The organism is Streptomyces anatolicus (assembly GCF_019400875.1).
In the GTDB taxonomy this organism is placed as follows: Bacteria; Actinomycetota; Actinomycetes; order Streptomycetales; family Streptomycetaceae; genus Streptomyces; species Streptomyces anatolicus.
Genome location: NZ_WMBF01000165.1, coordinates 1 through 13,403, shown reverse-complemented (window position 1 = coordinate 13,403; position 13,403 = coordinate 1). Strand labels below are relative to the sequence as shown.

Sequence of the window (13,403 nt, the reverse complement as noted above, 5' to 3'; positions counted from 1 at the left end):
AGGCTCCCAGTAGACGACTGGGTTGATAGGCCAGATCTGGAAGCCCGGTAACGGGTGGAGGTGACTGGTACTAATAGGCCGAGGGCTTGTCCTCAGTTGCTCGCGTCCACTGTGTTGGTTCTGAAACAACGAACAGTTGTGTCGGCTGAACAGCGTCACTATCAAATTGAAAAGTGTGCTTGTTCGCTGCCCTGTTTGAGATCCTGCTCTACAGCGGGATATTTCATAGGGTTTCGGTGGTCATAGCGTGAGGGAAACGCCCGGTTACATTCCGAACCCGGAAGCTAAGCCTCAAAGCGCCGATGGTACTGCAGGGGGGACCCTGTGGGAGAGTAGGACGCCGCCGAACAAACTTTGGAGGACCCCTGGTCCCAGCGTTCACGCTGGGACCAGGGGTCCTTTTGTTTTTGTCGAAGCGCGCCGGCACCCCGGCTGCGCGAGAATGACTGCGGTACCGAAGACTAGGAGTCACCCATGTCCACCAACTCTCCCGACGAGCGACCGGGGCGCGACCAGCGCGGCCGGGACGGTGGCGACCGGGGCGGATACCGCGGGGCTCCACGGCGGGACAACGACCGCGGCGGCTTCCGGCGCGACGACCGCCGGGACGACAACCGTGGGGGCGACAACCGCGGTGGCGGCTATCGCGGGCGCGATGACCGCCGCGACGATCGCCGTGAAGGTGACCGGGATCGTGGGGCGCGTCCGCCCTTCCGTCGCGATGACCGCCCCACTGGTGGACCTCGCCGCGACGACCGGCCGAGTGGCCCCCGTCGTGACGATCGCCCGTCGGACCGCGACCGTGGGTTCCGCCGTGACGGCGACCGGCCCGCCTTCCGCCGTGACGACCGTCGGGACGACCGGCGTGATGACCGTCGCGACAATGACCGTGGTGGCGATCGTGGCGGGTTCCGTCGCGATGACCGGTCCAGCGCGCCCCGTCGCGATGAGCGGCGTGATGACCGTCGGGACGACCGTGGTGGCTTCCGTGGGCGTGACGACAACCGTGGGGGCGACAACCGCGGTGGCGGCGGCTTCCGTGGACGCGATGACCGCGGGCGCGACGACCGTGGCCCCCGTGGGCCGCGTCGGGACGACAGCCGGGGCGGCGGGCGCCCCGGTGGCTTCCGTGGGAGGGACGACCGTGACGGCGACCGCGGTGGGTACCGCGGTGGGCGTGACGACCGGGACCGTGACCGCGAGCCCATCAGGCGGCTGCCCATCCCGGAGGACGTCACCGGGCACGAGATCGACAAGGACGTACAGCAGGAGCTGCAGAGCCTTCCGAAGGGGCTCGCCGAGGACGTCGCCAAGAACCTGGTGATGGTCGCCAAGCTCATCGACGAGGACCCCGAGCAGGCGTACGCCTACTCGAAGATCGCTCTGCGGCTTGCCTCCAGGGTCGCCGCCGTGCGTGAGGCGGCGGGTTTCGCCGCGTACGCGAACCAGAAGTACAGCGAGGCGCTCGCCGAGTTCCGGGCCGCGCGGCGGATGACCGGCAGCGTCGAGCTGTGGCCCGTCATGGCGGACTGCGAGCGCGGCCTCGGCCGGCCCGAGAAGGCGCTGGACATGGCCGGTGCGCCCGAGGTGCACAAGCTCGACAAGGCGGGGCAGGTCGAGATGCGGCTCGTCGCCGCCGGGGCCCGCCGTGACATGGACCAGATCGACGCGGCCATCGTCACCCTGCAGAGCCCCGAGCTGGCCTCGAACTCCGCGCAGCCCTGGACCGCGCGCCTGCGCTACGCGTACGCCGACGCGCTGCTTGCGGCCGGTCGCGAGGACGAGGCGCGGGAGTGGTTCGCGAAGGTCGTCGAGTCCGACAAGGACGGCAGCACCGACGCGTCGGACCGCCTCGCCGAGCTGGAAGGCGTCGAGTTCGTCGACGCCCTCGGTGACGACGAGGCCGACGAGGCTCCCACGGCGGCCCCGGAGACCGCTCCGGACGCGTCGGCGGACGACGAGGAGTAAAGACTCCGGGTAGTCAGCCGGACGGGGCAGTGAAAACGGGCGGGATTCCCTTAGGGGGGTCCCGCCCGTTTTCGTATGCCCGAGAGGGGGCCGTTGGTCAGAAGGCGAGAGCGCGCAGGACCAGGCCGGTGGCGGGCTTGGGGCCGAACGATGTCGACTTGCGGGGCATCGTGACGCCCTGGCGGGCCAGGTCGCGGACTACCTCTTCGCGTACCGGATGCATCAGGACGGCCGTGCCGCCGTCGCGCTCGGCCTTCTCGACCGTCGCCGCCGTGTCGTGGATGTACGCGATGTGTTCCGGGGCGTCCGGGATCCGCCAGACGTGGTCGAGCAGGGTGGCGTGCAGGACCGTCGCGTCCAGGGTGCGCCAGGCCTCGGGGCGGTCGCCGGGGATCGTGTCCGCGAGGAGGTCGGGCGAGGGGTGGTCGATGAGGTGGAAGGCGCCGTCGCCCGCGAGGACGAAGGCGTTGCCCTTGGTGGCGGCCTCGGCGAGGGCGTCGAGCGCCTGGTCTAGGGGGCCCTCGACGGTGCGTACGCGGAAGGAGCCGCCGAGGGCGGCGAGCGCGTCGGAGACCGGCAGCCGGTGGAGGTAGCGGTGGATGGCGCGGACGCGCAGGGGGTAGCGGGCGGTGTCCACCAGGAGTACGAGGCCGTAGTCCCACGCGCTCGGCGAGGGGTGTTCGGCGCGCAGCCGCAGGTTCGTCGCCCAGCGGTGGTGGCCGTCGGCGATCAGTGCCTGGTGGGCGGCGAGATCTGACTGGATCTCGGCGATCTCCGCGGGGTCCGTGACGGACCACAGGCGGTGGTGGAAGCCGTCCTCGGTGGTCGTCGAGAGGAGCGGTTCGCGCTCGGCCGTGCGTTCTATGAGGGCCGTCGCTCCGGTGGCTTCGGCCTCGCTGTCCGTGCGGTAGGTCAGCAGGAGCGGTTCGAGGTTGGCGGCGGTCGCCCGCATCAGGGCCGCGCGGTCCTCGACGACGTGCGGCATGACGCCCTCGTGGGGCAGGACGATGCCGTCGTGGGCTTCGGAGAGGCGGAGCGCGCCGATGAGGCCGCGCTGGATGATCTCGCTGTCCTGCTGTTCGTAGACGTACAGGCTCGGCTTGTCGTCGGGCGCGAGGATGCCTTCGCTGAGCCAGGTGTGCAGGGTGTCGGCGGCCTGTTGGTTGCGGGCGGCCGGGGTGGTCGCCTGCGGCAGGATCAGACGGACGATGTTGTGCGGGTCGGCGGACTCCAGGTGGAGCAGGCCGTCGGGGCGTACGACCACGTCGTACGGAGGTGACGTCACCGCGGCAAGACTGCCGATCTGTTCGGGGACGTAGCGCACGCCCCGGAACGGGATCAGGTCGAGGCCGGCTGCGTCCGTGTGACCCGCTGTGTTCATTGGGGCATCGTATGTGTGTCAGTGGCATAAGCGATGATCGGGGGAGTGGGATCGAGCGAGGAGCGATGTGTAATGAGCCAGACCGCAGTTCACGGGGCGGGCGAGGGCGTCAGGACGCGGCCCGATGGCAGCAGCCGGGCGCTGAGCGAGGCGTATGACACGGCGCTTCTCGATCTGGACGGGGTGGTGTACGCGGGCGGTCACGCCATCGCGCACGCCGTCGAATCGCTGGGGACGGCGCGCGAGGGCGGGATGCACCTCGCGTACGTGACGAACAACGCGCTGCGGACGCCGGACGCGGTGGCGGAGCATCTGACGGAGCTGGGGATCGCGACCGGGGCGTCGGACGTCATCACCTCGGCGCAGGCCGTCGCCCGCCTGGTGAGCGAGGAAGTGCCCGCGGGGGCACGGGTGTTGGTGATCGGCGGTGAGGGTCTGCGGGTCGCGCTGCGGGAGCGGGGGCTTGAGCCGGTCGAGTCGGCCGACGACGATCCGGTGGCGGTCGTGCAGGGGTATGGCGGGCCGGATCTGGCGTGGGGGCGTTTCGCCGAGGCCTGTTACGCGATCGCGCGGGGTGTGCCGTGGTTCGCGTCCAACACGGACCTGACGATTCCGGGTGCGCGGGGCATCGCGCCGGGCAATGGCGCGGCCGTCGAGGTCGTCCGCATCGCGACGGGCGCCGAGCCGAGGGTGGCGGGCAAGCCGCTGCCGCCGATGCACCGGGAGACGATTCTGCGGACGGGCGCCGAGCGGCCGTTGGTCGTGGGGGACCGTCTCGACACGGATATCGAGGGCGCGTTCCACGGCGAGGTGGACTCGCTGCTGGTGCTGACGGGCGTCACGGACGGCGCGCAGCTGCTCGCGGCGCGGCCGGAGCACCGGCCGACGTATGTGGACGCGGATCTGCGGGGCATGCTCGCGGGGCAGCCCGAAGTCGCCCCGGTGGAGGGCGGCTTCGGGTGCGGCGGCTGGACTGCGTCGGTGCGCGGTGACGAGCTGGCGCTGGACGGCGAGGGCGAGCCCATGGACGGCCTGCGGGCGCTGTGCGCGGCGGCGTGGACGGACGCGGGCGCCGGCAGTTGCGCGCTGGACGCGGGCAAGGCGCTCGCGCGGCTCGGGCTGTAGGCAGGGCGGGGGCCCCGAGCGGGGCTCGGGGTTCTCGCGTATGTCCCCGCTGGTGCGGGGCGTCGTCGGTCAGTGAGCGGTGAGGGGTATCCCGTACGGGGTGTTCACGGGTTCTCGCCGCGGTCTATCAGTTCGTCCGTGGTGGTGTTCTTGCGCCAGTAGCCGGAGAACGACACCCGCTTGCGGTCGAAGGCGCGGTCGTTGACGAGGTGGCGGCGGATGGCCTTGACGGTCGCGGACTCGCCCGCGATCCAGGCGTACGGCGTGCCCTCGGGGAGGTCCGCCGCGCGGATCGCGTCCGTGGTGGCGCCTTCCCGCGTGAGCCAGTGGATCTCGGCGTCGGCCTTGGTGGGCAGGGGCTGGCGGTCGGCCAGGTCGTGGACCTCGATCCAGACGCGCGTCGGCAGGGCGGGCGGCAGCGTTTCCAGGATGCCCGCGACGGCAGGGAGCGCCGACTCGTCGGCGGTCAGGAGCAGCCAGTCGGTGTCCTGCGGCGGCCGGAAGTCGTACGCGGAGTTCTCCTCCTCGACCGGGGCGAGCACGCCGATGCGGGCGCCGGGCCGGGCGGTCCGCGCCCAGCTGGTGGCGGGGCCGTCGGCGGGCGAGGGCCGCGGGCAGTGGACGGCGAAGTCGATGACGAGTTCGTCGGGGTCGCGGCGCAGTTCGCGGGTCGTGTACGTGCGCATGATGCCGCGCACCGACGGGTCGAGACCGCACCATGCCGCGTACCAGTCGGCGGTGTCGCCGGTGGTGGTGTCCGGCATGACCGGGGCGTCCTGGCCCGGGTGCGGCAGGAAGATCTTGACGCGCTGGTCCCGGCCGCCCGACGCCATCCGCGCGAGGTCGGCGCCGCCGAAGGTCACGCGGATCATGGCGGGGGTGAGGTGCTCGGTGCGCAGGACCTCGACGTCGAAGTACCGGTAGGGGGAATCGGTCATCGCTTGAGCCTCTTCGACTTCTCGACGGCGGCGGCGAGCCGCTCAATGACAGGGGCGTAGCCGGCGTAGCTGTAGCGCTCCTCCATCGACCAGGGGACGGTCTGGCCGGCCTTGACGGCGGGGAGCTCGGCCCAGGTGGGTTTCTTCGCCAGCTCTTCGGGGGGCAGTGCGGTCGTGCGGTTGTCGAGCATGATCAGGTCGGCGTGGTACTTGTCGGCGTTCTCCCAGCTGAGGAACTCCCAGAAGCCCCACTCGTCGCTCTTCTTGCCCTCGACGAACTCGATGCCGAGGTCCTTGAAGTAGTGGAGGTCGCAGTAGGCGTCGGGGACGGCGACGTACATCTGGTCGGCGTCGCCCGTCGTCGCCATGACCTTGAGGCCGCGGTTGGCCTCGGCGGCCTTGCGCAGGGTCCGTTCGGCCCTCTGGAAGCGGGCCTTGGCCGCCCGCACCTTCTCGGACTCCAGGTCGGCGCCGAGGGAGGCGGCGAGTTCGGTGTAGCGCTTGAGGGGTTCGCGCAGGGAGACGCGGGCGCCGTTGATGCCGACGGTGGGGGCGAGCGAGGCGATCTTCTTGCCGCTCTCCTCGGGGATGAACCAGAGGTTGGGCGGCGGGAACATGTTGCTGATGAGGAGGTCGGGGCTGAGAGCCGCGTACTTCTCGATGTTGAACTGGCCCCACTCGTTGCCGAGACTGGTCAGCTTGGAGAGGTCGAGGTCGCCCGACTGCGGGCTCGGCTTGCCGTTCACGGGCTTGGAGGGGCCGAAGATGCCCTTGCACTCGATGCCGTAGTCGTGCAGGGCGGCCGCCGTGCTGACGAAGGCGACGATGTTCTTCGGGTGCTTCTCCGTGGTGACGGTCTTGCCGCGGTCGTCCTTGAAGCTCCAGGGCTTGTCGCCCTTGTCGCCCTTGCCGCTCGTGGTGGCGGCGTCGCTGTCGCCGCCGCACGCGGTGAGCAGGGCCCCGAGGCCGAGGCCGCCGCCCGCAAGGAGTATGTCCCGGCGGTTGGGGGCACGCGTGGGGGAGCGACGCGGTGCGGGCATGGTGGCGCTTCTCTCGTCGAAGGACAGTGCGAAGGCAGGGCTTGGGCCGCTGCGAGGGTAGGCTAACCTAACCTGGTGTTGGTCGACAGTCCCCCAGAACCCCGCGCGGAGACCGCTCCCGCGCCTCCCGAACGCCGCGCGATACGCGGCATCGGGCTGCTCGTCTCGGTCGCCGTCCTCCTGCTCGTCTTCCTCGCGAGCATCGCGGTCGGCGCCAAATCGCTCTCCATGGACCAGGTCTGGCACGGGCTGTTCCACGACTCCGGGACGTACGCCGATGTCGTGGTCGGGGAGCGGCTCTCACGCACCCTGCTCGGACTGCTCGCCGGGATCGCGCTCGGCCTCTCCGGCGCGGTCCTTCAGGCGCTCACCCGCAACCCGCTGGCCGACCCGGGTCTGCTCGGCATCAACCTCGGTGCCTCGGCCGCCGTCGTGAGCGCGTTCAGCTTCTTCGGCGTCACCTCCCTGAGCGGCTATGTGTGGTTCGCCTTCTTCGGGGCGGCGCTCGTCGGCGTACTGCTCTACATCCTGGGCGGTGCGCGGGGCGCGACGCCGGTGCGGCTCGCGCTCGCCGGCACCGCGATCAGCGCGGCGCTCTACGGCTATGTGCAGGCCGTCATGATCACGGACGGGGCCGCGCTCAACAAGATGCGGTTCTGGACGGTCGGTTCGCTCGCCTCCGCCAGCATGGACACCATCCAGCAGGTGCTGCCCTTCCTCGCGGTCGGCATCGTGCTCGCGCTCGGCCTCGCCCGGCCGCTGAACGCCATGGCCATGGGCGACGACACCGCCCGCGCGCTCGGCGCCCATCTCACGCGTACGCGCGCGCTGTCGATGGCCGCGGCGACCCTGCTGTGCGGGGCCGCGACCGCCGCCTGCGGGCCGATCGTGTTCGTCGGCCTGATGGTGCCGCACATCGTGCGCTCCTTCACCGGGCCCGACATGCGCTGGATCCTGCCGTACGCGGCCGTCCTCTCGCCGGTCCTGCTGCTCGGCGCGGACGTCGTCGGACGCGTCGTGGCGCGCCCCTCGGAGCTGCAAGTGGGCATCGTGACCGCGGTCATCGGCGCGCCCGTCTTCATCTTTCTCGTACGACGGCGGAAGTTGGCCCAGCTGTGAAGGCGATACGTACCCGGGCCGGCCTCTCCTTCCGGCTCGACGTCCGCACGACCGCGGTCGTCACCCTGCTCCTGGTCGCCGCGCTCGCCGCGAGCGTCGTCCTGATCGGCACCGGCGACTTCGAGATCCCGGCCGCCGACGTCGTCCGCACGCTGCTCGGCGAGGGCGACGCCGGGCAGGAGTTCATCATCAACGACCTGCGGCTGCCGCGGGTCCTCGTCGGGCTCCTGGTGGGCGCGGCGCTCGGTCTGGGCGGCGCGCTCTTCCAGTCCATCGCCCGCAATCCGCTGGGCAGCCCGGACGTGCTCGGCCTCGGCCAGGGTTCGACCGCCGGGGCACTCACCATGATCGTCCTCTTCCAGGGCAGCGCGGTCGAGGTCGCGGGCGGCGCGCTCGTCGGGGGGCTCGTGACCGGTGCCGCGATCTATCTGCTCGCCTGGAAGCGCGGTGTGCACGGCTACCGGCTCGTCCTCGTCGGCATCGGCGTCTCCGCCTTCATCACGGCCGTCAACAGCTATCTGCTCACCAAGGCGGACTTCGTCGACGCCGCCCGGGCCGTGGTCTGGATGACCGGCTCCCTCAACGGCCGCGACTGGGAGCAGGTCTGGCCGCTGCTCGTGCTCTGCGCCGTCCTCGTCCCGCTCGTCCTCGTGTACGGGCGTCCGCTGCGGATGCTGGAGATGGGCGACGATGTCGCGAACGCGCTCGGCGTACGCGTCGAACGTACCCGCGCCGTGCTGCTCCTCGCCTCCGTGCTGCTCACCGCGGCCGCCACCGCCGCCGCGGGCCCCGTCAGCTTCGTCGCGCTCACCGCGCCGCAGCTCGCCCGGCGCCTCACCCGCTCGCCGGGGCCCAACCTCATGCCGGCGATGTTCATGGGCGCCGCCCTGCTGATCGTCGCGGACCTCGCCTCGCAGCGGGCCTTCGGCGCGGACCAGCTGCCGGTCGGCGTCGTCACCGGTGTGCTCGGCGGTGTCTATCTGCTGTGGCTGCTCGTCACCCAGCGCAAGGCGGGACGGATATGACGCCGGTGCCCGCCGAGAAGCCCCGCCAGGAACTCGTCACCCCTCACGACCAGGAGCGTGCTGCTGTGAACCGGCTCATCGCCGACGACGTCACCCTCGGCTACGACCAGCGCGTCATCGCCGAGAAGCTGTCCGTCGAGATCCCCGACAACTCCTTCACCGTGATCGTGGGGCCCAACGCCTGCGGCAAGTCCACGCTCCTGCGCGCGCTGTCCCGCATGCTCAAGCCGACCGCCGGTCGCGTGCTGCTCGACGGCAACGTCATCCAGTCGATGCCCGCGAAGAAGGTCGCCAAGACGCTCGGCCTGCTGCCGCAGTCGTCCATCGCGCCCGACGGCATCACCGTCGGCGACCTGGTCGCCCGCGGCCGCTACCCCCACCAGGGCCTCCTTCGGCAGTGGTCGGCCGAGGACGAGCGGATCGTCGACGAGTCGATGGAGTCGACGGGTGTACGCGAACTCGCCGATCGCTATGTCGACGAACTCTCCGGCGGCCAGCGCCAGCGCGTGTGGATCGCGATGGCGCTCGCCCAGCAGACCCCGCTGCTGCTGCTCGACGAGCCGACGACGTTCCTCGACATCCAGCACCAGCTCGACGTCCTCGACCTGTGCGCCGAACTCCACGAAAAGCAGGGCCGCACCCTCGTCGCCGTCCTGCACGACCTGAACCACGCCGCGCGCTACGCCACGCACCTCATCGCCCTGCGCGACGGCGCGGTGATCGCCGAGGGCGCGCCCGCCGAGATCGTCACGGCGGAGCTGGTCGAGCAGACGTTCGGGATTCAGTGCCAGATCATCGACGACCCGGAGAGCGGGACGCCGCTGGTGATCCCCGCGGCGCGTGCCGGGCGCAGGACCCTGGCTAAAGCAGCGACCTGAGCTTCAGCAGATCCCGGAAGCCCGCCTCCAGCCTGACCCGGCCGGAGGTCCAGGCCCGGGCGAAGTCCAGCTCGCCGGCCACCATCGCGACCAGGTCGTCGCCGGTCATCGCGAGGCGGATCTCGGCCTTCTCGCGCGGCGGGCCGGGCTGGGTGTCGAGCACCGTGATCCGGCCGTTTTCGAGACGGCCGGTGAAGGTGACGTCGAGGTCGGTGACGCGGCAGCTCAGCGAGCGGTTCAGGGCAGCGGCGCCCCGCACGTCGCCGTCGGCGGACGCGAGATTGTCCGAGAGTCTGTCGAGTGCCGTGCGGCACTCCGCCATGGTCGCCATCGTGATCGACGGTACCGCAGCGCTTCGGGGTAGCGTCGTGCCATGAGCGACTCTCACGCGGGCCTCGAAGAGGGAGCGGCGGCGGAGCCGGAGCCGGAATTTCAGGTTCCGGAGGAGCCGTCGTACGTGGCCGACGAGCCGTCGTACGCGGTGGACGAACCGTCGTACGACCCCGCCGCCCCCGCGCCCCTCGGCGTCGAGCGCACGCCCACCGGCAACGCCGACGTGGACTCGCGGCTGGCGCGGCTCGGCGACGCGGACCACCTCGCCACGGACGGCCACATCGAGGTGTACGAGGATGTACACCGGGGCCTGCGCGACGCGCTGACCGCGCTCGACGAACGCCCCGGCCCGCCGGTGCCCTCCGGGACGCCGGCGACTTCATCCTCGTACGACAACAGGAGCTGAACCGAACGTGGCAGGAGTGGCACGACGCCGCCTCGACGCCGAGCTGGTGCGCAGGAAGCTCGCGCGCTCGCGCGAGCACGCGAGCCAGCTGATCGCGGCCGGCCGGGTCGCGGTCGGCAAGACCGTCGCGACCAAGGCCGCGACACAGGTGGAGACGGCCGCCCCGATCGTGGTCTCGCAGGACGAGAGCGACCCCGACTACGTCTCGCGCGGCGGCCACAAGCTCGCGGGCGCGCTCGCCGCGTTCATGCCGGAGGGGCTTGTCGTCGAGGGGCGGCGCGCACTGGACGCGGGCGCGTCCACCGGCGGCTTCACGGATGTGCTGCTGCGCTCCGGCGCCGCGCACGTCGTCGCCGTCGACGTCGGCTACGGCCAGCTCGCGTGGTCGCTGCAGAGCGACGACCGGGTCACCGTGAAGGACCGTACGAACGTACGGGAGTTGACGCTGGAGGCGATCGACGGCGTGCCCGTCGACATCGTCGTCGGCGACCTCTCCTTCATCCCGCTCGGCCTGGTGCTGCCCGCCCTCGTGCGGTGCGCGGCCCCCGACGCGGACCTGGTGCTCATGGTCAAGCCGCAGTTCGAGGTCGGCAAGGAGCGGCTCGGCAGCGGCGGTGTCGTGCGCAGCGCCGAGCTGCGGGCCGACGCCGTGCGCGGCGTCGCACGTCAGGCGTGGGGGCTCGGTCTCGGGGTGCGCGGGGTGACCGCGAGCCCGCTGCCGGGGCCCTCGGGGAATGTCGAGTACTTTCTGTGGCTGCGCGCCGGGGCCGACGAGCTGGACCCGGCGGACGTTGACCGTGCCGTGGCGGAGGGGCCCCGTTGACCCAGACCCGAGTGACCCAGAGCGATGCGCGTACCGTCTTCCTGCTCGCGCACACCGGACGGCCCGCGGCCATCCGCAGCGCCGAACTCGTCGTCCAGGGGCTGCTGCGCAACGGCATCGGCGTACGGGTCCTGGAGGCCGAGGCCGCCGACCTGCCGCTGCCCTCCGCGGTCGAGACGGTCAGGGAGGCCACCGCCGACTGCATCGACGACTGTGAGCTGATCGTCGTCCTCGGCGGCGACGGGACGCTGCTGCGGGGCGCCGACTTCGCGCGGGCCTCCGGGGTGCCCATGCTCGGCGTGAACCTCGGGCGCGTGGGCTTCCTCGCGGAGGCCGAGCGCGACGACCTCGACAAGGTCGTCGACCGGGTGGTCACCAAGGAGTACGAGGTCGAGGAGCGGATGACGATCGACGTCATCGTGCACCGCAACGGCGACATCGTGCACCGCGACTGGGCGCTGAACGAGGCCGCCGTACAGAAGGTGTCGCCCGAGCGGATGCTCGAGGTCATTCTGGAGATCGACGGGCGGCCGGTCACCGGCTTCGGCTGCGACGGCATCGTCTGCGCGACACCGACCGGTTCGACGGCGTACGCGTTCTCGGCGGGCGGGCCCGTGGTGTGGCCCGAGGTGGAGGCGCTGCTCATGGTGCCGATCAGCGCGCACGCCCTGTTCGCCAAGCCGCTGGTGACCTCGCCGGACTCGGTGCTCGCCGTCGAGGTCCAGCCGCACACGCCGCACGGGGTGCTGTGGTGCGACGGACGGCGGACCGTCGAACTGCCCTCGGGAGCGCGGGTGGAGGTCCGCCGTGGCGCGGTGCCGGTGCGGCTCGCCCGGCTGCACCACGCCTCGTTCACCGACCGCCTCGTCGCCAAGTTCGCGCTGCCGGTGTCCGGGTGGCGGGGGGCGCCGCACTAGCCTCCCGAGGGGTGCGGGTCCCTCGCCGCAGGTGCCTACCTGCGGGAGCGTCGTGACTGGGCGCGCAGTTCCCCGCGCCCCTGACGGGGCGACCGGCCGTTTACGTTGCGCCGACCACCGCGATCGCGCGCCTGCGCATGACCGCGCGGACCGGGAGGCCGGTGGCGAGCAGGGTCAGGAGCAGCGTGCCTGTGGCGACGCCGGTCGGTACGGGCCACGGCAGGTGGGGCAGGGCGGTGCCGAAGGCCGTGCTGAGGATGGGGGCCAGCGTGCCGAGCGCGATCGCGGTGCCGAGCAGCAGCGCGGTCCCGGCGACGACCACCGCCTCCCAGGCCGCCATGGCCCGCACCTGGGCGCGCTGGCTGCCCACCACCCGCAGCAGGGCCACATCGCGGCGGCGCTCGAAGGAGATCATGGCGAGGGTGTTGGCAGCGGCGATCGCGGCGAACCCCGCGTAGAGCCCGGTGCCCACGTAGTCGAGCCAGACCTCGCCGGTGCTGCCCGCCGAGCCGGTGTGGTGCTGGGCCGTCGTATGCATGCCGATCTTGGTGAGGCCGAAGCCCACGACGAGTACGAGGGGGACGACCGCGGCGGAGAAGCGGCGGGGCTGCGAGCGGACGTTGAGCATCGCGAGCCGCGCGCTCGGGCCGACGCGGCCGATCAGCGCCGAGACCAGCCAGGCCGCCGGGCCGATCAGGCGCGGGCCGAGCAGCCCCGCGCCGACGCAGAACATGATGAGGACGAGGAAGGCGCCCTCGCTCGCCTCGGCCGCGGGCTGCTCCGAGAGGAGCACGGAGACGAAGCACGCCCCGGCGACCGCGATCACGCCGAGCGGCGCCCGCAGCATGCCGAGCCCCTTGCGTCCGGTCGCCGCCTCGGAGAGCGCGCGGGCCGGGCGCAGCAGGGAGAAGCGCAGTGCCGAGAAGAAGGCGGCGAGCGTCGTCGTCACCACGGCGACGCCCACGCAGACCGGCAGCGCGACCCAGCTGAAGCGGAAGTCGGCCTCGGCGGGCAGCAGGCCGTGGGAGACCATGCCCGCGTGCCACCAGCGGGCGCCGAGACCGCCGAGGAGGAAGCCGACGAGGGCGGCAGGGACGGAGGCGGTGAGGGCCTGGAGGGCCACCGCGCGGCGGATCTGGCGGGGCTTGGCGCCGATGGCACGCACCATCGCCAGCTCCCGGTGCTGCTGCGCCACGGCGGTGCCCATGGTCGAGACGACCACGAATATCGACATGTAGATAGATCCGATCAACAGGACGAGCGCCATGTCCCCGACGCCGTTCTCCCTGATCTGCCGACGGGCCGACGCGGAGAGCCCCGCGGTGCTTTCGGTGCTCGTCGTGCCGAGCATCATCGTCGACGCGCTCACCACGGTGGCCGCGAAGAGCGCGGCCACCGCGGTGCCCATGAATGCCGGGCGGTGCGCGCGCAGCGCCGCCTGTGCCAGTCC

General features: G+C 71.7%; 14 protein-coding genes and 2 rRNA genes. 10 read left to right on the top strand and 6 right to left on the bottom strand.

What is annotated here, in order from left to right:
• Positions 1-94: ribosomal RNA gene (locus GKQ77_RS16780) — 23S ribosomal RNA — on the top strand; the annotation flags it as partial.
• A 138-nt stretch (positions 95-232) separates the two neighbouring features.
• Positions 233-349, top strand: a 5S ribosomal RNA gene (rrf, locus tag GKQ77_RS16775).
• A gap of 119 nt (positions 350-468) precedes the next feature.
• On the opposite strand, the gene GKQ77_RS16770 is transcribed toward rrf, so the two are convergent.
• Entirely contained in the window at positions 469-1,245 is a 777-nt protein-coding gene (locus GKQ77_RS16770) for a hypothetical protein (RefSeq protein ID WP_219689584.1), read from the bottom strand.
• Between GKQ77_RS16770 and GKQ77_RS16765 the strand changes: the two genes are divergently transcribed.
• The gene (locus GKQ77_RS16765; RefSeq protein ID WP_219689583.1) at positions 1,216-1,968 is read left to right on the top strand and encodes a tetratricopeptide repeat protein; all 753 of its coding nucleotides are present in this window, start codon (positions 1,216-1,218) and stop codon (positions 1,966-1,968) included. The genes GKQ77_RS16770 and GKQ77_RS16765 overlap by 30 nt on opposite strands.
• Positions 1,969-2,065: 97 nt before the next feature.
• Here GKQ77_RS16765 and GKQ77_RS16760 read toward each other — a convergent pair whose 3' ends face one another.
• Positions 2,066-3,349 (bottom strand): DUF1015 domain-containing protein, encoded by a 1,284-nt coding sequence (locus tag GKQ77_RS16760; protein ID WP_219689580.1) that lies wholly within the window; start codon positions 3,347-3,349, stop codon positions 2,066-2,068.
• Positions 3,350-3,421: 72 nt separating this feature from the next.
• Here GKQ77_RS16760 and GKQ77_RS16755 point away from each other — a divergent pair, with 72 nt between their 5' ends.
• Positions 3,422-4,474: an HAD hydrolase-like protein gene (locus GKQ77_RS16755; protein WP_258021443.1), complete on the top strand. Its 1,053-nt coding sequence runs from the start codon at positions 3,422-3,424 to the stop codon at positions 4,472-4,474.
• A 104-nt stretch (positions 4,475-4,578) separates the two neighbouring features.
• On the opposite strand, the gene GKQ77_RS16750 is transcribed toward GKQ77_RS16755, so the two are convergent.
• Positions 4,579-5,412 carry a siderophore-interacting protein gene (locus GKQ77_RS16750; protein ID WP_219689578.1) on the bottom strand — a complete coding sequence of 278 codons (834 nt, stop codon included), beginning with the start codon at positions 5,410-5,412 and terminating at the stop codon, positions 4,579-4,581.
• Positions 5,409-6,452: an ABC transporter substrate-binding protein gene (locus GKQ77_RS16745; protein ID WP_219689577.1), complete on the bottom strand. Its 1,044-nt coding sequence runs from the start codon at positions 6,450-6,452 to the stop codon at positions 5,409-5,411. The genes GKQ77_RS16750 and GKQ77_RS16745 overlap by 4 nt, the downstream gene beginning before the upstream one ends.
• A gap of 75 nt (positions 6,453-6,527) precedes the next feature.
• Here GKQ77_RS16745 and GKQ77_RS16740 point away from each other — a divergent pair, with 75 nt between their 5' ends.
• Genes GKQ77_RS16740 through GKQ77_RS16730 form a run of 3 tightly spaced genes read left to right on the top strand, consistent with a single transcriptional unit; the run spans position 6,528 to position 9,474 of the window.
• Positions 6,528-7,571 carry a FecCD family ABC transporter permease gene (locus tag GKQ77_RS16740; RefSeq protein WP_219689576.1) on the top strand — a complete coding sequence of 348 codons (1,044 nt, stop codon included), beginning with the start codon at positions 6,528-6,530 and terminating at the stop codon, positions 7,569-7,571.
• On the top strand, positions 7,568-8,596 hold the full coding sequence (locus tag GKQ77_RS16735) for a FecCD family ABC transporter permease (protein WP_219689575.1): 1,029 nt from the start codon (positions 7,568-7,570) through the stop codon (positions 8,594-8,596). The genes GKQ77_RS16740 and GKQ77_RS16735 overlap by 4 nt, the downstream gene beginning before the upstream one ends.
• On the top strand, positions 8,593-9,474 hold the full coding sequence (locus tag GKQ77_RS16730; RefSeq protein WP_219689574.1) for an ABC transporter ATP-binding protein: 882 nt from the start codon (positions 8,593-8,595) through the stop codon (positions 9,472-9,474). Before GKQ77_RS16735 ends, GKQ77_RS16730 begins: the two co-directional genes overlap by 4 nt.
• On the opposite strand, the gene GKQ77_RS16725 is transcribed toward GKQ77_RS16730, so the two are convergent.
• Positions 9,458-9,805 (bottom strand): alkyl sulfatase C-terminal domain-containing protein, encoded by a 348-nt coding sequence (locus tag GKQ77_RS16725; protein ID WP_219689573.1) that lies wholly within the window; start codon positions 9,803-9,805, stop codon positions 9,458-9,460. The genes GKQ77_RS16730 and GKQ77_RS16725 overlap by 17 nt on opposite strands.
• Before the next feature lie 42 nt (positions 9,806-9,847).
• Here GKQ77_RS16725 and GKQ77_RS16720 point away from each other — a divergent pair, with 42 nt between their 5' ends.
• From GKQ77_RS16720 to GKQ77_RS16710, 3 genes are read left to right on the top strand one after another with little or no spacing between them, the layout of a single operon-like run.
• Entirely contained in the window at positions 9,848-10,213 is a 366-nt protein-coding gene (locus GKQ77_RS16720; protein WP_258021442.1) for a hypothetical protein, read from the top strand.
• A 7-nt stretch (positions 10,214-10,220) separates the two neighbouring features.
• Positions 10,221-11,036, top strand: a complete 816-nt coding sequence (locus GKQ77_RS16715) for a TlyA family RNA methyltransferase (protein ID WP_219689572.1) — start codon at positions 10,221-10,223, stop codon at positions 11,034-11,036.
• An 11-nt stretch (positions 11,037-11,047) separates the two neighbouring features.
• Positions 11,048-11,953, top strand: coding sequence for an NAD kinase (locus GKQ77_RS16710; protein WP_219689571.1), 906 nt, complete (start codon positions 11,048-11,050; stop codon positions 11,951-11,953).
• Positions 11,954-12,053: 100 nt separating this feature from the next.
• On the opposite strand, the gene GKQ77_RS16705 is transcribed toward GKQ77_RS16710, so the two are convergent.
• A partial coding sequence (locus GKQ77_RS16705) for an FtsX-like permease family protein (RefSeq protein WP_258021440.1) occupies positions 12,054-13,403 on the bottom strand: 1,350 nt, incomplete at its 5' end.

What these genes read in the sequence shown, in the direction of transcription:
- GKQ77_RS16730 (WP_219689574.1), top strand. Translation starts at nt 8,593, where the DNA reads ATGACGCCGGTGCCCGCCGAGAAGCCCCGCCAGGAACTCGTCACCCCT.
- GKQ77_RS16720 (WP_258021442.1), top strand. Translation starts at nt 9,848, where the DNA reads ATGAGCGACTCTCACGCGGGCCTCGAAGAGGGAGCGGCGGCGGAGCCG.
- GKQ77_RS16750 (WP_219689578.1), bottom strand. Translation starts at nt 5,412, where the DNA reads ATGACCGATTCCCCCTACCGGTACTTCGACGTCGAGGTCCTGCGCACC.
- GKQ77_RS16760 (WP_219689580.1), bottom strand. Translation starts at nt 3,349, where the DNA reads ATGAACACAGCGGGTCACACGGACGCAGCCGGCCTCGACCTGATCCCG.
- GKQ77_RS16725 (WP_219689573.1), bottom strand. Translation starts at nt 9,805, where the DNA reads ATGGCGACCATGGCGGAGTGCCGCACGGCACTCGACAGACTCTCGGAC.
- GKQ77_RS16755 (WP_258021443.1), top strand. Translation starts at nt 3,422, where the DNA reads ATGAGCCAGACCGCAGTTCACGGGGCGGGCGAGGGCGTCAGGACGCGG.
- GKQ77_RS16745 (WP_219689577.1), bottom strand. Translation starts at nt 6,452, where the DNA reads ATGCCCGCACCGCGTCGCTCCCCCACGCGTGCCCCCAACCGCCGGGAC.